This window comes from Mycolicibacterium sp. CBM1 (genome assembly GCF_054073305.1).
Genome location: NZ_JBSXPP010000034.1, coordinates 1 through 24,184, shown reverse-complemented (window position 1 = coordinate 24,184; position 24,184 = coordinate 1). Strand labels below are relative to the sequence as shown.

Genomic DNA, 24,184 nt, shown 5'->3' with positions numbered 1-24,184 from the left:
CTAGGAGCCTGCTGAATTAATCCCGCGTGGCGGGGCCGGTTGTGCTGGGGTTTTGGGGACAATTGGTGGGTGCAAGGTCGCTCGGATGATCAGCGTGAGTTGTTGGATGCGGAGTCGGTTGCCGGGCATTTGTTGAAGTCCGACAGCATGTTTGCTTTCTTGGCGGCGCATCGTTCGCAGTTGTTTCCCGAGGAGATGTTCGTCGATCTGTTTCCGTCACGACGGGGCCGACCGAGTGTTCCAGCCGAGGTGATGGCCTCGGTGATCACCTTGCAGGCGCTACACGGCCTGTCGGATAACGAGACCGTCGAGGCGGTCACCTTCGATCTGCGGTGGAAGGCGGCCTGCGGGATGCCGATCACCGCGACGGCGTTTCACTCCACCACGTTGACCTACTGGCGGCGCCGGTTGGCGGCCTCAGAGCGCCCGAACCGGATCTTCGAGGCGGTCAAAGCCGTCGTCACCGAGACCGGAGTTTTGGCCAAGAAGACACGGCGGGCGCTGGATTCCACCGTCCTGGACGACGCGGTCGCCACCCAGGACACCGTCACGCAGCTGATTGCCGCGATCCGCCGGGTCCGCCGCGACGTACCCGACGCCGCGCAGGTCATCGAGGCCCAGTGCACTGCGCATGACTACGACGACCCGGGCAAACCCGCGATCGCCTGGAACGACAAGTCAGCCCGTGACCAGCTCGTTGATGCCCTGGTCAGCGACGCGCACCGACTGCTCGGTCACCTCCCCGAGCAGGATCTCGGGCCCCGCGCCGCCGAAGCGGTGGCATTGTTGGCGCTGATCACTGGCCAGGACGTCGAACCCGTCGAGGGCTCTGATGGCACCGACGGGCAGTGGCGCATCGCCCAGCAGGTCGCCCCGGACCGGATCATCTCCACTGTCGATCCTGACACCCGCCACGCTCACAAGACGGTGCACCGCCGCCAGGACGGCTTCAAAGCCCATATCGCGGTCGAACCCGACACCGGCATCATCACCGACTGCGCCCTGACCAAGGCCAACGGCCCCGACAACCACGAAGCCGTGGTCGGGTTGGCCCTGCTCGACGACGAACCCGCTCCAGTGCGGGTGCTCGGGGATTCGGCCTACGGCACCGGCGACGCCCGCGCCGCACTGGCCGAACGCAAGCACATCGCCGTGATCAAACCGACGCCGCTGCGCGCGCCGGTGCCCGGTGGATTCACCAGCGACGATTTCAGCATCGACTTCGATGCCCGCACCGTGACCTGCCCGGCCGGCCACACCGCCGGTATCGCACCCAGGGGTGGGGTGAAGTTCGAGAGGCACTGTCGTTCATGCCCTTTGACAACGCAATGCACCACTGCCAAGCGTGGACGCCAGCTCACCATCGGTGAACACGAACAGCGTCTACGCGCAGCCCGAGCAGTCGCCCGCACACCCGAGTGGCAGGACGAGTACCGCCAACACCGCCCCATGGTGGAACGCTCGATCGCCTGGCTCACCCGAGGAAACCGCAAACTCCGCTACCGCGGAATCGCGAAGAACGGCTACTGGCTCCACCATCGCAGTGCCGCGCTGAACCTGCGACGCCTCATCACGATGGGCCTGACCCACACCGGCACCACCTGGGCCATCGCCTAGCACAGACCACCAGGTCTTGCCGTCACACAGCACAGATGCCACGCTCGACACGGCGGGGTGACCCTCGAATTGTCGGCCCTCAGGTCTGAGGGAACACACGCGCCACAGAGCGCTCTGAGGCACCCCGCCCCAAACGCCCTAATTCAGCAGGCTCCTAGGGAGCACCAGATGCAAAGGCTCCCGCACGCCGAGCGTGCGGGAGCCTTTGCATCCGATAGCGGAGTTACAGCTCGGTGGCCGAACCGCCTGCCGCGGTGATGGCCTCACGGGCGCTGCCGCTGAACTTGTGCGCGGTCACGTCGACCTTGGCGGTCAACTTGCCGTCACCGAGAACCTTGACCAGCACGTTCTTGCGGACCAGGCCCTTGTCCACCAGGTCCTCGACACCGATGGTGCCGCCCTTCGGGAACGCCTTGGCGATCTCGCCGACGTTGACCACGGCGTACTCGGTGCGGAACCGGTTGCGGAACCCCTTCAGCTTGGGCAGCCGCATGTGGATCGGCATCTGCCCGCCCTCGAAGGTGGACGGCACGTTCTTGCGGGCCTTGGTGCCCTTGGTGCCACGACCGGCAGTCTTGCCCTTGGAGCCCTCACCGCGACCGACACGGGTCTTCGCGGTCTTAGACCCCGGGGCCGGCTTCAGGTCATGCAGCTTGATGACGCTCATTGGACTTCCTCGACTTCCACAAGGTGGTGCACGACCTTGATCAGTCCGCGGGTCTGCGGAGTGTCCTCGCGGACCACCGACTGACGAATCTTCTTCAGGCCCAGCGTCCGCAGGCTCTCACGCTGATTCCAGCGAGTGCCTACGGTGCCCCGCACCTGGGTGATCTTCAGCTCTGCCATCGTTATGCGCTTCCCTCACGCGCGGCCGCTCCAGCAGCCAGCGCTTCGCTTTCCCGACGCGCGCGCAGCATTCCCGCCGGCGCGACATCTTCGATCGGCAGCCCGCGACGGGCAGCCACCTCTTCGGGACGCTGCAGCAGCTTGAGCGCGGCGACGGTGGCATGCACCACGTTGATCGCGTTGTCACTGCCGAGCGACTTGGCCAGCACGTCGTGCACGCCCGCGCATTCCAGCACGGCGCGGCACGCGCCACCGGCGATGACACCGGTACCGGGGCTGGCCGGACGGAGCATCACGACACCGGCCGCAGCCTCACCCTGGACGGGGTGGGTGACGGTGGAACCGATCATCGGGACGCGGAAGAAGTTCTTGCGCGCTTCCTCGACACCCTTGGCAATCGCGGCGGGCACCTCTTTGGCCTTGCCGTAGCCGACGCCGACCAGGCCGTTGCCGTCGCCGACGATGACCAGAGCGGTGAAGCTGAAGCGGCGGCCACCCTTGACCACCTTGGACACCCGGTTGATGGTGACCACGCGCTCGAGGTAGTTACTCTTCTCGCCGCCGTCGCGGCCACCACGCCCACCGCGGTCACCACGATCGTCGCGGCCACCACGTCCGCCGCGGTCGCCACGCCCACCGCTGCGCTGTACGTCGGTACGGGTGCCGGCTGAGGGGGCGCCGGTATCCGGCGCGCTGCCGGCTGCGGTCTGCTCCGCCATCATGCGGTCCTTCCGTTACGAATGATCATCAGAATTTGAGTCCGTTCTCGCGAGCCGCGTCGGCCAGCGCCGCGATGCGGCCGCTGTAGGTGTTGCCACCGCGGTCGAATACGACAGCCTCCACGCCAGCGGCCTTGGCACGCTCGGCGATCAGCTGGCCGACCCGCACGCTGCGGGCCTTCTTGTCACCCTCGATGGCGCGGACATCGGCCTCAATGGACGACGCCGCAGCGACGGTGGTGCCGTTGGCGTCGTTGACCAGCTGCACGTGGATGTGCCGCGAGGAGCGGTTGACCACGAGACGGGGGCGCTCGGCGGTGCCGACGACCTTCTTGCGCAACCGGTTGTGCCGGCGCAGGCGCGAAACCCGGCGCGCGGCCGAGACGCTGGTACCGATCGGTGTGCGATCGGTGACTGCAGTCTGTGCTTGAGCCATGGCTTACTTACCTGTCTTTCCGACCTTGCGGCGGATCTGCTCACCCTCGTAACGCACGCCCTTGCCCTTGTACGGGTCCGGACGCCGCAGCCGACGGATGTTGGCCGAGATCTGGCCGACCTTCTGCTTGTCGATACCCGAGATCGAGAACTTGGTGGGGGTCTCCACCGCGAAGGTGATGCCCTCCGGCGCCTCGATGACCACGGGATGGCTGTACCCGAGCGCGAACTCGAGATTGTTGCCCTTGAGCTGCACGCGGTAACCGACGCCGAAGATCTCCATCTTCGTGGTGTAACCCTCGGTCACACCGGTCACCAGGTTGGAGACCAGAGTGCGCGAGAGCCCGTGCAGCGAACGGCTGCGCCGCTCGTCGTCGGGCCGGCTGACCACGATGGCGCCATCGTCGTTGCGCGCCACGGTGATCGGCTCGGCGATCGCCAACTGCAGCGAGCCCTTGGGGCCCTTGACCGACAGGTTCTGGCCGTCGATCGTCACATCTACACCGGCGGGAATCGTCACCGGCTGCTTACCAATACGCGACATGTCTGCTATCCCCTCACCACACGTACGCGAGGACTTCGCCGCCGACGCCCTGCCGGGCTGCCTGGCGGTCGGTGAGAAGTCCGGACGATGTCGAGATGATCGCCACGCCCAGGCCACCGAGGACCCGCGGGAGATTGGTCGATTTCGCGTACACCCGCAGACCGGGCTTGGACACCCGGCGCAGCCCGGCAAGGCTGCGCTCCCGGTTGGGGCCGTACTTGAGCGAGACCACCAGCGCCTTACCGACCCGGGCATCCTCGGTGCGGTAGTCATTGATGTAACCCTCGCTCTTGAGGATCTCGGCGATGTTCGCCTTGATCTTCGAGTGCGGCAAGGTCACCTCGTCGTGATACGCCGAATTGGCGTTGCGCAGACGTGTCAAGAAGTCTGCGATCGGGTCCGTCATGGTCATGACTGGGCCTGTCTACCTTCCTCGCAACGGTTCCCTGCGGTGAATCCCGCCGGGCCTGCTGCGCACCTGTTCTGTAGTGGTCTGTTACCAGCTGGACTTCTGCACACCGGGCAGTTCGCCGGCGTGGGCCATCTCGCGCAAGCAGATTCGGCACAGGCCGAACTTGCGGTAGACGGCGTGCGGACGACCGCACCTGTTGCAGCGGGTGTAGGCCCGCACGGCGAACTTAGGCTTCTTGTTGGCCTTGTTGACCAGTGCCTTCTTTGCCATCTGCTCAGTTCTCCTTGAAGGGGAAGCCCAGCGCCCGCAGCAGCGCCCGACCTTCGTCGTCGTTCGTCGCCGAAGTGACGACAGTGATGTCCATGCCGCGGGGCCGGTCGATCGAATCCACGTCGATCTCGTGGAACACCGACTGCTCGGCGAGCCCGAAGGTGTAGTTGCCGTGGCCGTCGAACTGCTTCGGGCTCAGGCCGCGGAAGTCGCGGATACGGGGCAGCGCGATGGAGACCAACCGGTCGAGGAACTCCCACATGCGGTCGCCACGCAGGGTCACCCGCGCGCCGATGGGCATGCCCTCGCGCAACTTGAACTGGGCGATCGACTTACGCGCCTTGCGGATCTCCGGCTTCTGGCCGGTGATCAGCGCGAGGTCGTTGACCGCGCCGTTGATGAGCTTCGCGTCGCGGGCGGCGTCACCGACACCCATGTTCACGATGACCTTCACCACGCCCGGGATCTGCATCACGTTGGCGTAGTCGAACTCTTTGTTCAGCGCGTCCTTGATTTCTTCGCGGTAGCGCGCCTTCAGCCGAGGCTGAACCTTCTCCACGGTTGTCATGCTCAGATGTCCTTGCCATTGCGCTTGGAAGTGCGGACCCGCTTGCCGGACTCCTCGTCGGTGCGGTAGCCGATGCGGGTCGGCGTGCCGTCGGAGTCGACGACCATCACGTTGGAGACGTGGATCGGTGCCTCCTGGGTGACGATGCCGCCCGATGACGCGCCACGCTCGTTGGCCGACTGCGCGGTGTGCTTCTTGATGCGGTTGACGCCCTCGACGAGCACCCGGTTACGGGCCGGGTAGGCCTGCAGGACCTTGCCCTTGGCGCCTTTGTCCTTACCGGCGATGACCAGAACGGTGTCGCCCTTGTGGACCTTCATTTACAAAACCTCCGGGGCCAGCGAGACGATCTTCATGAAGCGCTTCTCGCGCAGCTCGCGCCCGACCGGGCCGAAGATGCGGGTTCCGCGCGGATCGTTGTCGTTCTTGATGATGACCGCGGCGTTCTCGTCGAACTTGATGTAGCTGCCATCAGCGCGGCGACGTTCCTTGACAGTGCGCACGACCACGGCCTTGACCACGTCACCACGCTTGACGTTGCCACCGGGGATGGCGTCCTTGACGGTCGCCACGATGACATCACCGATGCCGGCGTAGCGCCGCGACGAGCCACCCAGCACACGGATGCACAAGATCTCCTTGGCGCCCGTGTTGTCGGCGACCTTGAGCCGCGATTCCTGCTGAATCACTAGATCTCCTAGATCTGGTAACTGTTTGCACGACAAAATCCCTTGAAACAGTCCAAACTGGAGACTGTCGTGCGCGGTCTTTGTCACCCAAAAGCACGCGGGGCCGACATTGGACGAGTCCGGACGGCCGAGGTCTGCCCTAGGCAACCCCTAAATACTAGGTGACGAGCTGCAAAGCTCCAAATCCGCGCTGATCACGGCCCTGGCCCCGGAGTCTCGACGACGAGAGGCTCGGCTCAACCGACGTCGGCCACGCAGCGGAAACCGATGTGAGTGGTGGAGCTGTCCTGGGACTGCGGCGAGCGAGCGGCCGGCCGGTATCGGTGGCAGTACTCCGGCGCGCACAGATGCGAACCGCCCTTGAGCGTCTGGCTCACCGATGGATCCGGGCCAGTCGGCGGCGGGCAGCACGAGTTCTGCGGCTCCCCCGTGATCACGTGATGCGCCGCGAACGGTGTCGTCGTCCACTCCCAGACGTTGCCGATCATGTCGACCAGGCCGAACCCGTTGGGGGCGAAGGTGCCCACCGGGGAGGTGCCCGCCCAGCCCAGCGCACCGTCGTTGCGGTAGGGAAACCGACCCTGCCAGGTGTTGGCCATCAGGACACCGCCGACGGTGGGTTCATCTCCCCAGGCATAGGTGGCGGTGCTGCCCGCCCGGGCGGCGTACTCCCATTCGGCTTCGGTCGGAAGGCGGCGCCCCGCCCACTGCGCATAGGCGAGCGCGTCGGGATAGGCCACCTGCACCACCGGGTGATCCGGCTTGTCGGCGATGCTGCTGCCCGGACCGAAAGGCCGGCGCCAGCTGGCGCCGGGCGACCAGTCCCACCACTGCCGCCAGTCCCGCAGGTCGACGGGTCCTGTCGTCGGCCGGAAGATCAGCGAACCCGGCAACAGGTCGGCCTCAGCCACCCCGGGATACAGCGCCGGATCGAGGGGTTGCTCGGCGACGGTGAGATAGCCGGTGGCCTCGACGAAGTCGCCGAATTGCGCGTTGGTGACCGGGTGCCGCTCGATCGCGAAGGCTGCGACGGTGGCCGTGTGGATCGGCGCCTCTTCCGGGTAGAAGCTGGTCGAACCCATTCGGAACGCGCCGCCGGCAACCTCAACGAGCTCGGTGAGCATGGCTTCAGGGTAAGACGATGCTGAACTCGCCGGTCAGCACATCGGCCGCGGCGTCGAAGCCGGGTGTTCCCGACGGTGCCTCCACGTGAACGGCGACCAGATAGTCCTTGGTGTTGGTCCAGATGTGCGCGATTCGATCCTGGTACTGCAGCGACTGGTCGGGATCCTGCGCCCAGGTGCCCATCAGCCTCTGACCGCTGTAGCCGCAGAAGTCGCCGGGCAGCAGGCTCAGCGTGCTGATCGGATATCGCGCCATCACGTCGTCGGCATACCGGGTGAAGGCTGCGGCCGGGTCCATCGAGGTGGCCGCGATGGTGACCTGGGCGACCATGTCGTCTGGACCCGCCAGCAGCACGCCGACGTCACCGCTGCCCGGACTCACCGACCAACCCGGTGGAACCGAAATGGTGATCCGTGGGGCGGCCGGATCGGCGACAGTAGCCACCGCCGTCTGCCCGGAGACCTCCCGAAAGCAGGCGAGGGCGTTGGGCGGAACGGCTTCACGGGTGGTCTCCAGGACGCCCGGCTGTGCGGACTCGGGGGTATCGGTCGACCCCGATGAGGGTTTGGGTGAGGTCCCGGCAGTGGTGTGTGCCGGCGCCGAGGAGCCCGCACTTGTCGAGGTCGATGACTCGGAACGAACCGGCGTTCCGTCGTCGCTTCGCGAACAGCCGGCAACACCGCAGACGGCCAGAACGGCGGCCGCCGCGGCGGTCCATACCAGCCTTGTCACTGCACCAGTATGACGTGGCGCTCAGTCCCTGGCGAAGGCCGCCGCGAGTTCGCGCTCGGCGTCGGTATAGGGCGCACCGGAAACGTCGACGATCACCCGGTCGATCGTGCCGCCGCGGAAGTCGAATGGTGCACGGAAGGCCGTCGACACCGGCTGACCCAGATTGCGCCCCACGCTGACCCCGCCACCGGCCAGTCCGAAGGTGAAAGGATGCGCCTTGACGTTCGCGAGCGTGGCGACGGCGGTGCCGTCGACGTAGAGGGTGGCGTCGCCCACCGGCGTGTGGCTTCCCTCGACGACGCCCGTGCGCGCGTAGCCGACACCGAGGACATGTTTACCGGTCGGCACCGGGTCGGGTGCGATCACCCGCTGCTCCTCCTCGCCAAAGAAGTTGTAGACGAACTGCAGGCGCCCGTCGGCGAGGAACAGCACATACCCACCGTGGCCGGCCCCCTGCTTGAGCAGTACGCCCTCGGCGTCCGGGCCGTCGATGCTCACCTCGGCCAGAACCGAGAACGACCGGCCGGCGATGTTCACGCAGGCACCCATCGCAACTGGGGCGGTGTGCGGGTAATAGATGTAGCGCGGTCGATCACCGGCCAGCGAGGGACGCGGCCGAGTGACCATCTCGAAGACGTTGAGATCGGCAAGCGGCAGTCCGTTGTACTTTTCGGCCTCCGAGAACCACAGTGCCTGCAGTTCGGCGAGCCGCTCGGGATGCTCGCCGGCCAGGTCGTGGCACTGGCTGCGGTCTTTGTCGAGGTGGTAGAGCTCCCAGCGATCCTGGTCGAAATGCGACCAGCCCGATGGTGCGGCCGGGTGTACGGCGCTGGCGAACCAGCCCTTGTGCCAGATACCCCTGGTGCCCAGCATGGTGTAGAACTGGGTCTCCTTGCCCGTGTCCGCGCTCGGATCTGCAAGGGCTGCTTTGAAACTCACGCCATCCAGCGGCTTCTGGGTGATGCCCTTCACCGTCTCCGGGACGTCGATGCCGAGCAGGTCGTAGACCGTCGGGGTGATGTCGGCGACGTTGACGTAGTTGTCGCGGATGTCGCCGTGTGCGGCGATTCCCTTGGGCCAGGACACAATTGCGCTGTCGGCGATGCCGCCCTCGTGGGAGGCGTACCGCTTGTAGAGCTTGTAGGGAGTGTTGAACGCCATCGCCCACCCGATGGGGTAATGGTTGTAGGTGCTCGGGCCCCCCAGTTCGTCGAAGAACCGCATACTTTCCTCGACGGTGTCGATGTAGCCGTTGAAGAACTTGGCCTCGTTGACCGAACCGTTGGGGCCACCTTCACCGCTGGCGCCGTTGTCGCAGATCACCACAATGATGGTGTTGTCGAGCTGTCCGGAATCCTCGAGATAGTCCAGGATGCGCCCGATCTGGGCGTCGGTGTAGGACAAGAACCCGGCGAACACCTCCGCCATCCGAGCGAACAGTCGCTTCTCCTCGTCGGTCAACGAGTCCCACGGTCGCACGGTGTCCTGCTCCGGCCACGGCTCGCCGTTGGGTCCGGTCACATCGCTGTAGGGATTGATCTCGGACAGTTCGGTGTCGGGCGGAACGATCCCGAGCCTCTTCTGGTTTTCCAGCACGATCTCGCGGTAGCGCTCGTAGCCCATGTCGAACGTTCCCGCGTAGCGGTCCGCCCACTCCTTGAAGATGTGGTGCGGGGCATGTCCGGCGCCCGGACACAGGTAGGTGAACCACGGCTTGTCGGGAGCGATCATCGTCGAATCACGGATGAATTCGATTGTCTTGTCCGCCAGGTCCTTCGAGAGGTGATAACCCTCCTCGGGAGTGGCCGGCGGCTCGACGGGATGACCGTCGTAGACCAGTTCCGGATACCACTGGTCGGTCTCGCCGCCCATGAATCCGTAGAACCTTTCGAAGCCGCGCGCCAGCGGCCAGTGCCGCCGCGTGGCGGCCAGGTTGGACTCCTCGAGCGGAGTCAGGTGCCACTTGCCCACGCAGTAGGTGTTGTAGCCACGTTCGGCCAGCACCTCCGAAATCAGGGCGGTGTCGTCGGGGATCCGGCCGTTGATGCCGGGGAAACCCTCGGTGAATTCCTCGACCGTCGCCATACCCACCGTCGTGGCGTTGCGACCGGTCAGCAGCGAGGCCCGGGTCGGGGAACACAACGCGGTGGTGTGGAATTGCGACAACCGCACCCCGCGCTCGGCGATCCGGCTCATCGCCGGCATGGCGACCAGCCCGCCGAAGCAGTCCCATGTGGCGATGCCGATGTCGTCCCACACCAGGTAGAGCACATTGGGCGCATTGTCGGGCGCAGCCGGCGCTGCGAAGGGACCCCAATCGGGCTCGGAATCGCGGATGTCGAGTTCGATCTTGCCCTTGAACTCCGTCGCCATGTGCTTCCCCTTATGCTCGAGTCGCCCGGACACTACCTGCGATACATAGGAATCAGCTGTGCCGGTCCGGCACTGCGGCCCCCCGGTCTCACTCGCCGCGCCGATGGGTCGCCCCGGTGCGGTGTGCGCGCCGAGCGCTGATGGCGATCGCCGCGGCGAAGGCGGCGGCGATGCCGACCACACCCGCAGCGGCCCACCAGGCCGGATCGTAGCGATACCCGACCGGTGTGGCCTCGGTAGCGTTCGGCGCCGGCACGGCGGGGCCGTAGACCCCCGCCGGGGTGCGCCCGGCCACCAACTGCGGATCCCGGCCCGCGACCGCGATGATCGCGGCGCCCCGTAGCTGGGGCCACCGCGAGCGGTCCGCGTTGAGCCACTGCAGGAGTCGGTCGAGCTCCGCCGGCGCACCGTTGGAGGTGGCGATGAGCAGGGAGCGGTGCCCGTCGAACACCGTCTGCAGTGACCCGAACTGGATGCCGGGATCGAGCGTCAGGATGGTCTGGTCCCCGCCCTGCCCCTGATCATCGACGATGATGCGTCGCTCGTCGGCGCTCACCGGCAGGGTGATGGATTTGTCGGTCCATCCGTCGGCACTGATCAGCAAAGCCGGATCCTGGCTGGCCCGCGCCTGGTCGATCGAGGTCACGGTGGTCCGCAATGGCAACGCGCTGATCCGCTGCAGTCCGACGATGATCTGCGCGGCGCGCACGGTGTCGTTGAACTTGTCCGTTCCCAAACCGACCTGCATAGCGGGCATCAGCGCTTGCGGCAGTGCTCCCAGTCCGGGCGGTATCGGCGGCACCGCAACGCTGGTCTGCACCACGCTGGTGCCGTCGATAGTCAGCATGATCGGCTGGTAATCGTTGCATCCGCCGACGCTGCCGGTGGTGTTCACCGCAACCTGCAGATCGGTGTAACGGGTCAGCAGCCGATCCGGCACGTCGATCCAGCGATCGAGGACGCCGGCCGGGTCGGCGGCCCAGGAATCGACGTCCTCACCGTTGACCGTCGCGCGGATCTGGGCACCGAAGCTGCTGGGCAGTGGCGTATAGGTACCTATGAGGTGCACCCGAACGCCCTGGACCGGGTGGCCGAGTCGCGTCTGATCGAACCCGATCCTTACCTGCGGCGAAACCCCGCTCGAGGTCAGGTTGGTCTGGCCCAGCTGCGCGACGGTCGTGACGTCGCCCGGAAGCTGGACGCGACGGCCCGAACTGAGCTTGTCCGGGACCACCCGGGCGGTCAGCGCCAAGCCGAGTGCGCCATCGCCCAGCAGGCGCGTCTCATCGGCGAGTTTGTCGGCGGGTCCCGAGATCAGCAGCTGCGGAACGCCTTCGGTACCCAACAGCGAGATTGCCTCGTCCGGGCCTTCTTTGACGAGGATCTGACGTTCGAGCGGTGCGGCGGGCTGGTCAAGGGTCGTCGCCCCGTCGGGAAGCGGAACCACCGTCACGGCGGGCCCCTGGTTCCCATATCGCTTGACCAGCGCCGCAGCGAGCTGGATCGTCGCGTCGGACTCTGACTGGGTGGGATTGGCCGGCAGGCCGATCGTCAGCGCCCGCACGATCGGCGGAAGGAAGTCTGCGACGGTGGTGGGGGCGATCTCGGTCCCGGTGAAGGTGACCGATCCGTTGATCAGTTCGATCGGGTTGAAGCGATCCAGGCAGTAGCCGTCTTCCGGAGCCGACGTCATGGTCAACGTGATCGTCGCGACGTTGTCGGCGACCTCGATTCCGCTCAGCGGCACCGTCACCGGCGAAAGATCTGCCAGCGGCAGGGCCTGCTTGCCCACGAGGCGGTCGCCCTGCATCACGGTGAGCAGACCAGAGCGGACATTGAACGGCAGGTTGAGGGTGAGATTCAGAGCGGACGGCATCAGACCCACGGGAACGGGGAACGACACGGTCGTCGAGCTGGGGCTGCCATAGAACGACAGGACTTTCTCCGCACCCAGATCGGACAGCGACAACGTCGGGGAATCGAGGAGTGCCCCGCCCCCCGGGACGGGATCAGGATCGGCGAACGCACTCGGCGAAGTCAGCAAGACCATCGCGATTACGGCCGTAAGAGCGCACACCCGAAGCTTTGCTGACCATCTCACCGCACGAATCGTAGGCAGATCGATCTCCTGACATCACCGAACTCAAAATCAACGCCACCGTAATTAAAAACCTACCGCCGGACAAAGCCGGCGGTAGGTCGGTAATGCTTGAAGTTACTTGGCCTTCTCGAGGACATCCACCAGGCGCCACCGCTTGGTGGCCGACAGCGGACGGGTCTCCATGAGCGAGACGCGGTCGCCGACGCCGGCGACGCCGTCCTCGTCGTGCGCCTTCACCTTCTTGGTGGTACGGATGATCTTGCCGTACTTGGGGTGCTGCGCGCGCGACTCGATCTCGACGACGATGGTCTTCTCCATCTTGTCGCTGACCACGTAACCGATGGCGGTCTTGCGACGGCCACGCGGCTTCTCGGTCGCGGGGGTGTACTGCGGGCCTTTGGCCCCAGAATTAGTCTCTGCCATCACGATTCCTCACCAGTGGGTCCGGAGGCCAGACCCAGTTCACGTTCACGAAGCACCGTGTAGATGCGCGCGATCTCCCCACGCACGGTGCGAAGCCGGCGATTGTTGTCCAGCTGTCCGGTTGCCATCTGGAAGCGCAGGTTGAACAGCTCTTCCTTCGACTCGCGCAGGCGGTCGGTCAACTCGTCGTCGCTGAGCTCACGCAGTTCGCCGGCGCTGACGCCCACTGCCATCAGAACTGCTCCTCTCTGGTCACGATGCGTGCCTTGATCGGCAGCTTGTGGATTGCGCGGGTCAGGGCTTCCCTGGCGATCTTCTCGTCGGGGTAGCTCAGCTCGAACAGCACCCGGCCCGGTTTGACATTGGACACCCACCACTCCGGTGAACCCTTACCGGAACCCATGCGGGTCTCGGCGGGCTTCTTGGTCAGCGGGCGGTCCGGGAAGATGTTGATCCACACCTTGCCGCCACGCTTGATGTGCCGGTTGATGGCGATACGAGCGGACTCGATCTGCCGGTTGGTGACGTAGGCGTGCTCCAGTGCCTGGATGCCGTAGTCACCGAAGGTCACTGACGTGCCGCCGCTGGCGATACCACGCTGCTTGGGGTGGTGTTGCTTGCGGTGCTTGACCTTGCGGGGAATCAACATGGTTTCAGTTCTCCGTCGTCTCAGCGGCGGGCGACTCGACAACCGGAGCCTCCGCCGTCACCGGGACCGCAGACTCTGCGGTTTCCTCGGTGGCGGCGCGGCCGGCCTCAGTGCTCGTCGCGGTGGTGCCCGAGGCACCGCTGCGGCGCGGGCGGGTGCCCGACGGACGCTCACGGCGCGGGCGGTCGGCGGCAGGTGCGGCGGCGGACAGCTCACGCTTACCACCGACGATGTCGCCCTTGTAGATCCACACCTTGACGCCGATCCGGCCGAACGTCGTCTTGGCCTCGTACAGGCCGTAGTCGATGTCGGCGCGCAGGGTGTGCAGCGGCACGCGGCCTTCGCGGTAGAACTCCGAGCGGCTCATCTCGGCGCCGCCGAGGCGGCCCGAGCACTGCACGCGGATGCCCTTGACGTTGGGCTGCCGCATGGCCGACTGGATGGCCTTGCGCATCGCGCGGCGGAATGCCACACGGTTGCTCAACTGCTCGGCGACACCCTGGGCGACCAACTGCGCCTGGCTCTCGGGGTTCTTCACCTCGAGGATGTTGAGCTGAACCTGCTTGCCGGTCAGCTTCTCCAGGTCGGCGCGAATACGGTCGGCCTCGGTGCCGCGGCGTCCGATGACGATGCCCGGACGCGCGGTGTGGATGTCAACGCGAACCCGGTCACGGGTGCGCTCGATCTCGACGTCGGCGATGCCGGCGCGCTCGAGACCGGTGGCCAGCAGCCGGCGGATCGCCACGTCTTCCTTGACGTAGTCCGCGTACTGCTTGTCGGCGTACCACCGGGACTTCCAGTCGGTGGTGATACCGAGCCGGAAGCCGTGGGGATTGATTTTCTGGCCCACTACTCCGAGCCCTCCTTCGTCTGTGCGGCAGGTGCCGTCTTCTTGGTGGCGGCCTTGCTGCCCTGCGCGCGGCGGGCACGTGCGGCGCTGGCCGACCGGCCCGCGTCCTTCTTGCTGGGACGGCTCTCCACGATCACGGTGATGTGGCTGGTCCGCTTGCGGATCCGGTAGGCGCGGCCCTGTGCGCGGGGCCGGATGCGCTTGGCGGTGGGGCCCTCGTCGGCGTAGACCGTAGCGACCACCAGGGTCGCCGGGTCCAACCCGTTGTTGTTCTGCGCGTTGGCGGCAGCACTGGCGATCACCTTGGCGACCGGCTCGCTGGCCGACTGGGGTGCCCAGCGCAGGATGTCGAGCGCCTCTTCGACCGACTTGCCGCGCACCAGGTCGATGACCCGGCGCGCCTTGCTGGCCGAGACGCGCACGAAGCGCGCCTTGGCGGTCGCCGACGGATACTCAGTCGTCGTAGTCATTACCGCCTCTTGCTCTTCCGGTCGTCCTTGATGTGACCCTTGAACGTGCGCGTCGGGGCGAACTCGCCCAGCTTGTGGCCGACCATGGCCTCGGTGACGAACACCGGCACGTGCTTGCGACCGTCGTGGACGGCGAAGGTGTGGCCGATGAAGTCAGGAATGATGGTCGAACGACGCGACCAGGTCTTGATGACCTGCTTGGTGTTCTTCTCGTTCTGGACGTCGACCTTCTTGAGCAGATGGTCGTCGACGAACGGACCCTTCTTCAGGCTGCGTGGCATCTTCTACTCCCCTGCCTAGCGCTTCTTGCCGGTGCGCCGGCGACGGACGATGAGCTTGTCGCTCTGCTTGTTGGGCTTGCGGGTACGGCCCTCGGGCTTGCCCCACGGGCTGACCGGGTGGCGTCCACCGGAGGTCTTGCCCTCGCCACCACCGTGCGGGTGGTCGACCGGGTTCATCACCACACCACGGACGGTCGGGCGCTTGCCCTTCCACCGCATACGGCCGGCCTTGCCCCAGTTGATGTTCGCCTGCTCGGCGTTGCCGACCTCGCCGACGGTGGCGCGGCAGCGCACGTCGACACGGCGGATCTCACCCGAGGGCATACGCAGGGAGGCGTAAGCGCCTTCCTTGCCCAGCAACTGAATGCTCGAGCCGGCCGAGCGGGCCAGCTTGGCGCCGCCGCCCGGACGAAGCTCGACAGCGTGGATCACGGTGCCGGCCGGGATGTTGCGCAGCGGCAGGTTGTTACCGGGCTTGATGTCGGCGTTGGCGCCCGACTCCACGACGTCGCCCTGCGAAAGACCCTGCGGCGCAATGATGTAGCGCTTCTCGCCGTCCAGGAAGTGCAGCAGCGCGATGTTCGCGGTGCGGTTCGGGTCGTACTCGATATGAGCGACCTTGGCGTTGACGCCGTCCTTGTCATTGCGCCGGAAATCGATCACCCGGTAGGCGCGCTTGTGGCCGCCGCCCTTGTGCCGGGTGGTGATTCGGCCGTGCGCGTTACGTCCGCCGGTACTGTGCAGCGGACGGATCAGCGACTTCTCCGGAGTCGAGCGAGTGATCTCGGCGAAATCGGAGACGCTGGCACCGCGGCGACCGGGGGTCGTCGGCTTGTACTTGCGAATTCCCATTGTCTATTCCTGAGTTCTGTCTACAGTCGTCCCCGCCAGTTAGGCGGAGGCTCCGAAGATTTCGATCGGCTTGCTGCCGGGGGCCAGGGTCACGATCGCGCGCTTGGTGCTCTTGCGCTTGCCGAATCCGGTGCGGGTGCGCTTGCGCTTGCCCTGCCGGTTCGCAGTGTTCACCGAGTCGACCTTCACCGAGAAGATCTTCTCGATCGCGATCTTGATCTGCGTCTTGTTCGAGTCCGGGCGGACGATGAACGTGTAGACGTTGTCCTCGATCAGTCCGTACGACTTCTCGGAGATGACCGGAGCCAGGATGATGTCGCGGGGGTCAGTCACATTTGCCATCAGGCCACCTCCGTCTTTTCGTCAGTCTTGGTGTTGGCGCTGATGTAGGCATCCAGGGCCTCCACGCTGAAGACCAGATCATCGGCGTTGAGCACGTCGTAGGTGTTGAGCTGATCCGGCGAGATCACGTGCACACCGGGAAGGTTGCGCACGCTCTTGGCGCCGACCTCGTCGCTGCGGCCGATGACGACCAACACCTTCTTGTTCTCGGTCAGCGTCGCCAGGAACGCCTTGGCGCTCTTGGTCGAGGGAGTCTGACCGCTGAGCAATTCGGTGACCGCGTGAATCCGCTCGTTGCGGGCCCGATCCGACAGCGCGCTGCGCAGTGCGGCGGCGATCATCTTCTTCGGGGTCCGCTGGCTGTAGTCGCGCGGCTGCGGGCCGTGGACAACGCCACCACCGGTGAACTGCGGGGCGCGGATCGAGCCCTGGCGGGCGCGACCGGTGCCCTTCTGCCGGTACGGCTTCTTGCCACCGCCGGCGACCTCACCGCGGGTCTTGGTGGAGTGCGTGCCCTGGCGCTTGGCGGCCAGCTGCGCAATCACCACCTGGTGCATCAACGCGATGTTCGGCTCGACGTCGAACAACTCGGCAGGCAACTCGACGGTGCCGTCCTTCTTACCGTCCGGAGTGCGAACGTCAATCTTCAGAGTCACTTCTCACCTCGTTTGACTGCCGTGCGAACCACGACGAGTCCGCCGGTACGACCGGGGACCGCGCCTTTGATCAGCAGGACGCCGTTCTCGGCATCGACCTTGTGCACCACCAGGTTCTGTGTGGTGACGCGGTCACTGCCCATGCGGCCCGACATCCGCGTGCCTTTGAAGACCCGGCCCGGAGTGGCGCAGCCACCGATCGAACCTGGCCGGCGGTGCACCGCCTGCGCGCCGTGGCTGGCGCCCTGGCCACGGAAACCGTGGCGCTTCATGGTGCCGGCGAAGCCCTTGCCCTTGCTCGTGCCGGTCACGTCGACGTAGGCGCCGTCGGCGAAGATGTCCGCCGTCAGCTCCTGGCCGACCTCGTACTCGGCGGCCGCGGCCTCGTCGTCGAGACGCAGCTCGGCGAGGTGCCGACGGGGATTGACCCCGGCGGCCGCGTACTGACCGGTGACCGGCTTGTTCACCTTGCGCGGGCTGATTTCGCCGTAGGCCAGCTGTACCGCGCTGTAGCCGTCGCGCTCGGGTGTACGGATGCGGGTGACCACGTTGGGGCCGGCCTTGACGACCGTGACGGGAACAACGCGGTTGTTCTCGTCGAACACCTGGGTCATGCCCAGCTTGGTGCCCAGGATTCCTTTGCGTGCCATAAGTTCGTCGACTCCCCTACTACTGGATGTTCACGTCGACGCTGGCCGGCAGATCGATGCGCATGAGGGCGTCAACGGTCTTCGGCGTCGGGTCGAGGATGTCGATGAGTCGCTTGTGTGTGCGCATCTCGAAGTGCTCCCGCGAATCTTTGTACTTGTGCGGTGAGCGGATGACGCAGTACACGTTCTTTTCCGTCGGCAGCGGCACCGGACCAACCACGCTCGCACCGGTACGGGTGACCGTCTCGACGATCTTGCGCGCCGAGGCATCGATGGCCTCGTGGTCGTAGGCCTTGAGCCTGATGCGGATCTTTTGTCCCGCCACGCTTCTCCTACCTTCATTCCTGCTTGGTCCCCCACGGAGGGGGACACGGTGGTCATGCGCTGCTATGTGCGGCCCGTGGGCCGACATTCAGCGCTGGCTGTTGCCGCCGCTCTTTACCTGTCCTGGTGCTCCGGCCCCCGCGGTCGGGCGTGTCGCCTTCTCGCAGCCTTGAAGGCGCGGTAAAAACCGTCGCACTCCGAGGTTGGGACCGGACGCGCCCGTTTGGGCGCCGGTCGTATGCCCTGGGCGACACGCTTCCCGATGGGGAGCGAAACCGGCTCAGGGCAACCCGAACAGTATGCCTCAGATCGAGGCACCAGCCAAATTCGGCCTAGGCACCAGCCAAATTCGGCCGAGGCACCAGCCAAATCCGGCGGCAGCACCGGCTGAATCAGTGTCGGGCCTGGTCCACATCCTCCCACGCGTCCTCCCACGCGTCCTCCCACGCGCCGTTCAGCGCAGGCATCGGAGCGCCCCTCGACCGTCTCAGTCGGTGCCCGACCGGGCGACCGCCGGGGCCGCGTGGTGTCCCCCCGACCTCAGTAGCGAGACCGCGACACCGAGGTACCACGCCGCCGTGCAGGAGACCGGCAACCAGGTGGTGAGACCCCCCTCGACAGAGAACGGCCCGCTGGGAACGAAGACGCTGAGCGTGCCGGCCAGATTGACGACGGCAGCGAGGGCAGCCAGCCAGCCGGTCCACCGGGGCAGCATGCCGTCGGCGAGGACCGCCGCCGCATATGAGATGGCCGCGGCGGCGACGAGGAAGCCGCAGAGCGCCAGCATCACCAGGCTGAAGTCGGCGCCGACCCCGCGCACCGCGGATGGCGACAACTGCTCGGCCGCGCGCGCCGCGACGATTCTGATCGACATCGCGACGAACGACAGTGCGGCGACAGCGACAGTGCCCACGAAGAAGAGATCCCCCAGGTGACGCCCACTCGGCCCCGCGAACAGCACGCGCCGCACGACCAACGCGAACCAGACGATCAGGACGGTCGCCAAGGCATACAGCCAGGCCTGCGCCACCACCGCTGCACTGTGGTCGATGAAGAACGCCTGGACGTCGCGGTTGCTGGCCCCCGAGCCTGGAGGTCGTTCGGTCAGGGCTGCCGCGGCGGCGACCCCGAGAACGTAGACGATGCCGGCTCCCCCGCCGCTACGCGCCCAGTGAACATTGGTCATCTCAGCCCCCCACGATGTGATGCAGGGCACAAAGATACGTCTCCGCGAGGCTGTCGTGGCCGAGTCGGACCATTGAGTGCCGACGATTGATGACAGTAACTGCCAGATCGGCATACGCTGCCGACATGTATCGCGTCATCCAGTGGGCCACCGGCGGCGTCGGCAAGGCGGCAATCCAGGGCGTTCTGCGCCACCCCGAACTCGACCTCGTCGGCTGCTGGGTGCACAGCCCCGACAAGGACGGCCGCGATGTCGGCGAGTTGATCGGCCAAGACCCCATCGGAGTCGCCGCCAGCACCGACATCGACGAGCTGCTCGCGCTCGACGCCGACTGCGTCATGTACTCCCCGCTGCTGCCCGACGACCAGGTGGTGATGAAGATCCTGCGGTCTGGCAAGAACGTGGTGACTCCGGTCGGCTGGGTGTATCCGGACCCGGAAAATCCCGCCGTACAGGCCATCGCGGACGCCTGCGCGATCGGCAACGCGACGCTGCACGGCTCGGGTATCCACCCCGGCGGTATCACCGAGCGGTTCCCGTTGATGGTGTCCTCGCTGACGTCGGCGATCACCCACGTGCGGGCCGAAGAGTTCTCCGACATCCGCACCTATAACGCGCCACTGGTTGTGCGTGAGGTGATGGGTTTCGGCCTGACTCCCGAGCAGGCGATGAGCGGTCCGATCGCCGCGCTGCTCGAAGCCGGATTCAAGCAGAGCGTACGAATGGTCGCCGACCAGCTGGGCTTCCGCGCCGAGCCGCGGATCCGCTCCACCCAGGAGGTTGCCGTCGCGGTCACCGGAAGCGACGAACTCGTCGTGCCCATGCCGGCCGGCGCCGTCGCCGCCCGCCGGTTCCGGTGGGAGGCGATCGTCGATGACCAGCCCGTCGTCACCGCCGCGGTGAACTGGCTGATGTGCGAGGTGGAGCTGGATCCGCCATGGACGTTGGGCGAGCAGGGCGAGCGGTTCGAGGTGGAAGTCACCGGCGACCCGACGGTGTCGCTGACCTTCAAGGGGCTACAACCGGAGACCGTGGCCGAAGGCCTTGAACGCAATCCCGGGGTGGTGGCCACGGCCAACCATTGCGTGAGCGCAATCCCCTACGTGTGCGCCGCACCGCCGGGCATCAAGACCTACCTGGACCTGCAATTGATCGCCGGACGCGCCGCTCCCGACTTTGCGGATTAGGAGCGATTTCGTCGAATTACCTTGTACCACACACTCTTTGAAGGGGTTGCACCATGGCATCCCGGATTGATGCGTCCTACTGGCACGCCGTTGCGTGAGATCACCATGGCAGACTTCGACCTCGTCTTCGACACCGGAGCGCGCGCCACGCTGTTCCTCATGCAGGCCGCCTATCCGATCCTCACGGCGGCCGGCGGCGCGTCGGTGGTGAACTTCGGATCGGGCAGCGGCACCGACGGCCAGGAGTCGTTCGACGCCTATGCGGGGTCCAATGTCGACGGCGGTATGGGCACCTTCCGGTGAGCGTGCCTCCCACCGGACTCCCCACGTTGCGTGATCGGCAGCGCGCCCAGGTGCGTGCCGACATCCACGCTGCCGCCTACCGTCTGTTCGCCGCCCGGGGATTCGCCAATGTGACCACCGACGACATCGCGGCAGCGGCGTCGGTGTCGCCCCGGACGTTCTTTCGTCACGTCGCCGCCAAGGAGGAGCTGCTGCTCGGGGCCGTCGCGCGGGGCAACGCCGCGATCGCTTCGCTGCTGGCGCGCCGCCCCCCTGACGAGCCATCGGATGCGGCGCTGGCCGCGGCAATCGTCAGCCGGGTGGAGACATTCGACGACATCGACCTGGAGAGCTGGCGGGCGGCGATCCTGACCGCACCTGAACTTCTCGACCGCGCGACTCTGCTGTCCACCGCCGACCGCGGCCAGCTGGTCGACCTGGTCGCGGCGCGTATGGGCGCCGACCCCTGGCAAGACAGCAGGCCGGGGCTGTTGGTCCAGTTATCCCTCGCGGCAGCCGATTTCGCGTTCCAACGCTGGGTTCGCAGCGGCGAGTCGCGGCGCAGTCCGCTGGCGGCGGATGTGGCAGAGGCACTGGCAGTCGTCGCTCATCCTCGCTGGGGTGCCTAGCGAGCGCCCTTCAGCGACGCCCAGAACGGGCACTGATGCCGGGCGCCGAAGTCGGTGGTGATCGACAGCTTCCCGGTCTGTAGGGACATCCGCGCCCCGCCGGAGGGATCGGTGTCCAGCTGCGGCCACTCCGGTTCCCCCGGAGCGTCCGGCGCACCGTTCTTCACGAACTCAGACCAGTAGGCCACCATCTTGTCGGACAGTTCGCGCTGCGCCGGATTCAGCGGCGGTGCGCCGCCGACGTCGAACAGATAACGCAACTCCAGCGAATGGCTGGCGCCGATCGGGAACGGCGCCTCACGTAGCGGGTCGGGGGCGGGGGCGGTGCGGTCGTTGAACTCGTAGCCGTACACCGGGCCGGTGCGGGCCAGGCCGGTGGCAATTCGGTCTGTCGGACAGGCGAATACGCCGTCGGTGACCGCCGCCGAATATGCGGCGCCGGTGTTACCGGCGAACAACTCGATCGGATAGTGCCGGGCCACCTCGGCGGCATCGGCACCGAAGGTGTCCGCCAGCAGCTCCGGGTAGGGCGGCAACCCGTGGCCCTTGAGCCATTTGATGGCGGTGAACATCGCGAACTCGTCGCCGTTGCTGCCGACAAGCACCGGGACCCGCGGCGCGCGATGCTCGGCGAACGCCGTCATCGGGTCGGCCGGCAGTCGGCCGGTTCCGGTGACCGGACCGGTCAGCTTGTCGGGTCCGAAGCCCACGTAGAGCGGCGGTCGCTCCAGTCGGGCGGCGGGCAGCGCACGCAGGCAGGCCGCGACGGTCGCGGGATCGGCGCAGCCGACGCTGGCCGCGTAGTCGACGCTGACCCTCAGTGCCGTGGCGCGGTCGGCTTGAGCCTGGCAGGGGCCGCTCTGCAGGATCGCGGCCCGGAACAGGCCTGCCGATTCCGGCGCGACGAGATGATCGCAAACCGACATCGCACCGGCGGATTCGCCGGCGATGGTCACTTTCGTTGGGTCACCGCCGAATTCGGCCACGTTGTCGCGGACCCACCGCAGCGCGGCCTGCTGGTCGGCCAGCCCGTAATTGCCGATCTCGCCGTCCGGGCTCAACGCCCCGTGTGCCAGGAACCCGAGCGTGCCGAGTCGATAGTTGACGGTGACGACGACGATGTTGCCCTGGGTGGCAAGCCAGCGGGCGTCGTAGATGTCCGCACTGCCGTTGAGGAATCCGCCACCGTGGATCCAGACCATGACCGGCAGCCGGTTCGACGGGGTGGCGCCCTGCGGCGACCAGACGTTGAGGTTGAGGCAGTCCTCACCAGTGGGACGACCGTAGTCGGGGTCGATACGGGTGTCCTGCGGACACCGCAATCCCGGTTTGGTCGCGTCGCGCACCCCCGGCCACGGCGCAACCGGCTGCGGCGGCTGCCAGCGCAACGCACCGACTGGAGCGGCAGCGTACGGGATGCCGTCGAAAACCCGGTAGCCGGGTGCGACGACTCCGCGGACAGCGCCGGCGGCCGTCGTCACCACCGCCGGTCCCGGCTCAACGGTCGCAACGGCCCTGGTCTGACCGCCGCTGCGGGTGCAGCCGACCAACAGCAGCAGGCCCAGCGTTACCCCCAGCCCGCGCCGGAACCAGCGGCCATTCGTTCGGTGCGGCACAACGTCCGAGCCTACGCGGACACTCGAACGAATCATGACCAGCCAATTGTCCGAAACCGCCATCCCAGGCACACGCATGGTCCACACTCAGAACCTGACACCTGTCAAATTTCCGGTTTGGACCGAGCGAGGAGACCCGATGACCACACGGATCATGGACGACGCGGCACGGGTGCTGGCCGATCCGCTGGCTTACACCGACGAGAACCGGCTGTACAAGGCGCTGGCTCATCTGCGCGCCCATGCTCCGGTGTCCTGGGTGGAAGTCGCGGGATTTCGCCCGTTCTGGGCGGTCACCAAGCACGCCGACGTGATGGCCATCGAGCGGCAGAATGACCTGTTCACCAACGCTCCCCGCCCGTTGCTCATGGAGACGGAGCTCGACGCGAAGCTGCTTGCCGACCGCGAAGCGGGGATCGGTCTGAGCACCCTGATCCACATCGACGATCCGCACCATCGCGACTTACGCAAGATCGGCGCCGACTGGTTCCGCCCGAAAGCCATGCGCGCCTTGAAAACCCGGTGCGACGAGCTGGCGAAGATGTACGTCGACCAGATGGTCGAACGCGGCCCGGAGCTGGACTTCGCCCAGGAGATCGCGGTCAACTACCCGCTGTATGTGATCCTGTCGCTGCTGGGTCTGCCTGAGTCGGACTTCCCCCGCATGCTCAAGCTGACCCAGGAGATGTTCGGCGGCGAGGACAGCGAATTCCAGCGCGGCAACACCACCGAGGACATGCTCGCGGTGTTGCTCGACTTCTTCAACTACTTCGCCGCGTTGACCGCGTCTCGCCGCGAAACACCCACCGAGGACCTGGCTTCGGCGATCGCCAACGCGACCATCGACGGTGCGCCGCTGTCGGATATGGACACCGCCTCCTACTACGTGATCGTGGCCAGCGCCGGACACGACACCACCAGCGCCGGCATCGCCGGCGGACTGCTGGAGCTGCTGCGCAATCCCGGTGAGCTGGCGCGGTTGCAGAACGACATGAGCCTGATGGGCACCGCCGTCGAAGAGATGATCCGCTGCGTGGTGCCCGTCAAGGAGTTCATGCGCACCGCTCAGGCCGACACCGAGGTCCGCGGCGTGCCGATCGCCAAGGGCGAATCGGTACTGCTGTCCTACGTTTCGGCCAACCGCGACGAGGACGTGTTCGACGATCCGATGCGTTTCGACGTGGGCCGTGACCCCAACAAGCACCTGTCATTCGGCTACGGGGTGCACTTCTGCCTCGGTGCAGCGCTCGCGCGCATGGAGATGCACAGCTTCTTCACCGAGCTGGTCCCGCGGATCACGTCGATCGAACTCACCGGCGACCCGCAACTGATGGCCACCACCTTCGTCGGAGGCCT

32 protein-coding genes are annotated in these 24,184 nt (G+C 66.4%); 5 read left to right on the top strand and 27 right to left on the bottom strand.

Translation table 11 applies throughout. From position 1 onward, the window contains the following. The first annotated feature begins 69 nt into the window (after positions 1-69). Positions 70-1,617, top strand: coding sequence for an IS1182 family transposase (locus ACXDF8_RS26110; protein WP_457222064.1), 1,548 nt, complete (start codon positions 70-72; stop codon positions 1,615-1,617). Between the two features lie 223 nt (positions 1,618-1,840). Here the strand turns inward: ACXDF8_RS26110 and rplO are convergent, their stop codons facing one another. From rplO to ACXDF8_RS25980, 26 genes are all read right to left on the bottom strand, one after another. Beyond that, positions 1,841-2,284, bottom strand: coding sequence for a 50S ribosomal protein L15 (gene rplO, locus ACXDF8_RS26105; RefSeq protein WP_457226153.1), 444 nt, complete (start codon positions 2,282-2,284; stop codon positions 1,841-1,843). Continuing rightward, the gene (gene rpmD, locus ACXDF8_RS26100) at positions 2,281-2,463 is read right to left on the bottom strand and encodes a 50S ribosomal protein L30 (RefSeq protein WP_457226152.1); all 183 of its coding nucleotides are present in this window, start codon (positions 2,461-2,463) and stop codon (positions 2,281-2,283) included. The genes rplO and rpmD overlap by 4 nt, the downstream gene beginning before the upstream one ends. A gap of 2 nt (positions 2,464-2,465) precedes the next feature. After that, the gene (rpsE, locus tag ACXDF8_RS26095) at positions 2,466-3,182 is read right to left on the bottom strand and encodes a 30S ribosomal protein S5 (protein ID WP_457226151.1); all 717 of its coding nucleotides are present in this window, start codon (positions 3,180-3,182) and stop codon (positions 2,466-2,468) included. Between the two features lie 28 nt (positions 3,183-3,210). Continuing rightward, positions 3,211-3,618 carry a 50S ribosomal protein L18 gene (rplR, locus tag ACXDF8_RS26090; RefSeq protein WP_457226150.1) on the bottom strand — a complete coding sequence of 136 codons (408 nt, stop codon included), beginning with the start codon at positions 3,616-3,618 and terminating at the stop codon, positions 3,211-3,213. 3 nt (positions 3,619-3,621) lie between these two features. After that, on the bottom strand, positions 3,622-4,161 hold the full coding sequence (rplF, locus tag ACXDF8_RS26085) for a 50S ribosomal protein L6 (protein ID WP_457226149.1): 540 nt from the start codon (positions 4,159-4,161) through the stop codon (positions 3,622-3,624). Between the two features lie 13 nt (positions 4,162-4,174). After that, entirely contained in the window at positions 4,175-4,573 is a 399-nt protein-coding gene (rpsH, locus tag ACXDF8_RS26080; RefSeq protein ID WP_457226148.1) for a 30S ribosomal protein S8, read from the bottom strand. Between the two features lie 84 nt (positions 4,574-4,657). Further along, positions 4,658-4,843, bottom strand: coding sequence for a type Z 30S ribosomal protein S14 (locus ACXDF8_RS26075; RefSeq protein ID WP_047329118.1), 186 nt, complete (start codon positions 4,841-4,843; stop codon positions 4,658-4,660). A 4-nt stretch (positions 4,844-4,847) separates the two neighbouring features. After that, positions 4,848-5,411 (bottom strand): 50S ribosomal protein L5, encoded by a 564-nt coding sequence (gene rplE, locus ACXDF8_RS26070; RefSeq protein ID WP_457226147.1) that lies wholly within the window; start codon positions 5,409-5,411, stop codon positions 4,848-4,850. A 2-nt stretch (positions 5,412-5,413) separates the two neighbouring features. Further along, positions 5,414-5,731, bottom strand: coding sequence for a 50S ribosomal protein L24 (gene rplX, locus ACXDF8_RS26065; protein WP_457226146.1), 318 nt, complete (start codon positions 5,729-5,731; stop codon positions 5,414-5,416). Beyond that, entirely contained in the window at positions 5,732-6,100 is a 369-nt protein-coding gene (rplN, locus tag ACXDF8_RS26060) for a 50S ribosomal protein L14 (RefSeq protein WP_014814254.1), read from the bottom strand. It lies immediately after the preceding gene. Positions 6,101-6,336: 236 nt separating this feature from the next. Then, positions 6,337-7,224, bottom strand: coding sequence for a formylglycine-generating enzyme family protein (locus tag ACXDF8_RS26055; RefSeq protein WP_457226145.1), 888 nt, complete (start codon positions 7,222-7,224; stop codon positions 6,337-6,339). Positions 7,225-7,228: 4 nt separating this feature from the next. Next, positions 7,229-7,957 carry a hypothetical protein gene (locus tag ACXDF8_RS26050; RefSeq protein ID WP_457226144.1) on the bottom strand — a complete coding sequence of 243 codons (729 nt, stop codon included), beginning with the start codon at positions 7,955-7,957 and terminating at the stop codon, positions 7,229-7,231. A gap of 21 nt (positions 7,958-7,978) precedes the next feature. Beyond that, on the bottom strand, positions 7,979-10,330 hold the full coding sequence (locus ACXDF8_RS26045; RefSeq protein ID WP_457226143.1) for a sulfatase-like hydrolase/transferase: 2,352 nt from the start codon (positions 10,328-10,330) through the stop codon (positions 7,979-7,981). Between the two features lie 88 nt (positions 10,331-10,418). Next, positions 10,419-12,380 carry a cellulose biosynthesis cyclic di-GMP-binding regulatory protein BcsB gene (locus ACXDF8_RS26040; protein WP_457226142.1) on the bottom strand — a complete coding sequence of 654 codons (1,962 nt, stop codon included), beginning with the start codon at positions 12,378-12,380 and terminating at the stop codon, positions 10,419-10,421. 165 nt (positions 12,381-12,545) lie between these two features. Next, positions 12,546-12,854 (bottom strand): 30S ribosomal protein S17, encoded by a 309-nt coding sequence (gene rpsQ / locus ACXDF8_RS26035; RefSeq protein ID WP_457226141.1) that lies wholly within the window; start codon positions 12,852-12,854, stop codon positions 12,546-12,548. Next, positions 12,854-13,087 carry a 50S ribosomal protein L29 gene (rpmC, locus tag ACXDF8_RS26030; protein WP_457226140.1) on the bottom strand — a complete coding sequence of 78 codons (234 nt, stop codon included), beginning with the start codon at positions 13,085-13,087 and terminating at the stop codon, positions 12,854-12,856. The genes rpsQ and rpmC overlap by 1 nt, the downstream gene beginning before the upstream one ends. Continuing rightward, on the bottom strand, positions 13,087-13,503 hold the full coding sequence (rplP, locus tag ACXDF8_RS26025) for a 50S ribosomal protein L16 (protein WP_078018035.1): 417 nt from the start codon (positions 13,501-13,503) through the stop codon (positions 13,087-13,089). The genes rpmC and rplP overlap by 1 nt, the downstream gene beginning before the upstream one ends. 4 nt (positions 13,504-13,507) lie before the next feature. Beyond that, positions 13,508-14,353, bottom strand: a complete 846-nt coding sequence (rpsC, locus tag ACXDF8_RS26020; RefSeq protein ID WP_457226139.1) for a 30S ribosomal protein S3 — start codon at positions 14,351-14,353, stop codon at positions 13,508-13,510. Further along, positions 14,353-14,823, bottom strand: a complete 471-nt coding sequence (rplV, locus tag ACXDF8_RS26015; RefSeq protein ID WP_457226138.1) for a 50S ribosomal protein L22 — start codon at positions 14,821-14,823, stop codon at positions 14,353-14,355. The genes rpsC and rplV overlap by 1 nt, the downstream gene beginning before the upstream one ends. Continuing rightward, on the bottom strand, positions 14,823-15,104 hold the full coding sequence (rpsS, locus tag ACXDF8_RS26010; protein WP_003892827.1) for a 30S ribosomal protein S19: 282 nt from the start codon (positions 15,102-15,104) through the stop codon (positions 14,823-14,825). Before rpsS ends, rplV begins: the two co-directional genes overlap by 1 nt. 15 nt (positions 15,105-15,119) lie before the next feature. Then, positions 15,120-15,956: a 50S ribosomal protein L2 gene (gene rplB, locus ACXDF8_RS26005; RefSeq protein ID WP_078018032.1), complete on the bottom strand. Its 837-nt coding sequence runs from the start codon at positions 15,954-15,956 to the stop codon at positions 15,120-15,122. A 39-nt stretch (positions 15,957-15,995) separates the two neighbouring features. After that, a complete protein-coding gene (gene rplW, locus ACXDF8_RS26000) occupies positions 15,996-16,298 on the bottom strand; it encodes a 50S ribosomal protein L23 (protein WP_457226137.1) in 303 nt (100 codons plus the stop codon). Further along, complete coding sequence (rplD, locus tag ACXDF8_RS25995; protein ID WP_457226136.1) at positions 16,298-16,954, bottom strand: 50S ribosomal protein L4; 657 nt, start codon at positions 16,952-16,954, stop codon at positions 16,298-16,300. The genes rplW and rplD overlap by 1 nt, the downstream gene beginning before the upstream one ends. Continuing rightward, a complete protein-coding gene (rplC, locus tag ACXDF8_RS25990) occupies positions 16,951-17,604 on the bottom strand; it encodes a 50S ribosomal protein L3 (protein WP_457226135.1) in 654 nt (217 codons plus the stop codon). The genes rplD and rplC overlap by 4 nt, the downstream gene beginning before the upstream one ends. Positions 17,605-17,623: 19 nt before the next feature. After that, on the bottom strand, positions 17,624-17,929 hold the full coding sequence (gene rpsJ / locus ACXDF8_RS25985) for a 30S ribosomal protein S10 (RefSeq protein WP_003883485.1): 306 nt from the start codon (positions 17,927-17,929) through the stop codon (positions 17,624-17,626). 486 nt (positions 17,930-18,415) lie between these two features. Then, positions 18,416-19,114, bottom strand: coding sequence for a hypothetical protein (locus tag ACXDF8_RS25980; protein WP_457226134.1), 699 nt, complete (start codon positions 19,112-19,114; stop codon positions 18,416-18,418). A 125-nt stretch (positions 19,115-19,239) separates the two neighbouring features. Here ACXDF8_RS25980 and ACXDF8_RS25975 point away from each other — a divergent pair, with 125 nt between their 5' ends. The 3 genes from ACXDF8_RS25975 (at position 19,240) to ACXDF8_RS25965 (ending at position 21,212) form a co-directional block, all read left to right on the top strand. Continuing rightward, positions 19,240-20,301, top strand: coding sequence for an NAD(P)H-dependent amine dehydrogenase family protein (locus tag ACXDF8_RS25975; protein WP_457226133.1), 1,062 nt, complete (start codon positions 19,240-19,242; stop codon positions 20,299-20,301). 69 nt (positions 20,302-20,370) lie between these two features. Further along, positions 20,371-20,604, top strand: a complete 234-nt coding sequence (locus ACXDF8_RS25970) for an SDR family NAD(P)-dependent oxidoreductase (protein WP_457226154.1) — start codon at positions 20,371-20,373, stop codon at positions 20,602-20,604. Next, positions 20,601-21,212, top strand: coding sequence for a TetR family transcriptional regulator (locus tag ACXDF8_RS25965; protein WP_457226132.1), 612 nt, complete (start codon positions 20,601-20,603; stop codon positions 21,210-21,212). Before ACXDF8_RS25970 ends, ACXDF8_RS25965 begins: the two co-directional genes overlap by 4 nt. On the opposite strand, the gene ACXDF8_RS25960 is transcribed toward ACXDF8_RS25965, so the two are convergent. Further along, on the bottom strand, positions 21,209-22,828 hold the full coding sequence (locus ACXDF8_RS25960; protein ID WP_457226131.1) for a carboxylesterase/lipase family protein: 1,620 nt from the start codon (positions 22,826-22,828) through the stop codon (positions 21,209-21,211). The genes ACXDF8_RS25965 and ACXDF8_RS25960 overlap by 4 nt on opposite strands. Before the next feature lie 139 nt (positions 22,829-22,967). Between ACXDF8_RS25960 and ACXDF8_RS25955 the strand changes: the two genes are divergently transcribed. Then, a partial coding sequence (locus ACXDF8_RS25955; protein ID WP_457226130.1) for a cytochrome P450 occupies positions 22,968-24,184 on the top strand: 1,217 nt, incomplete at its 3' end.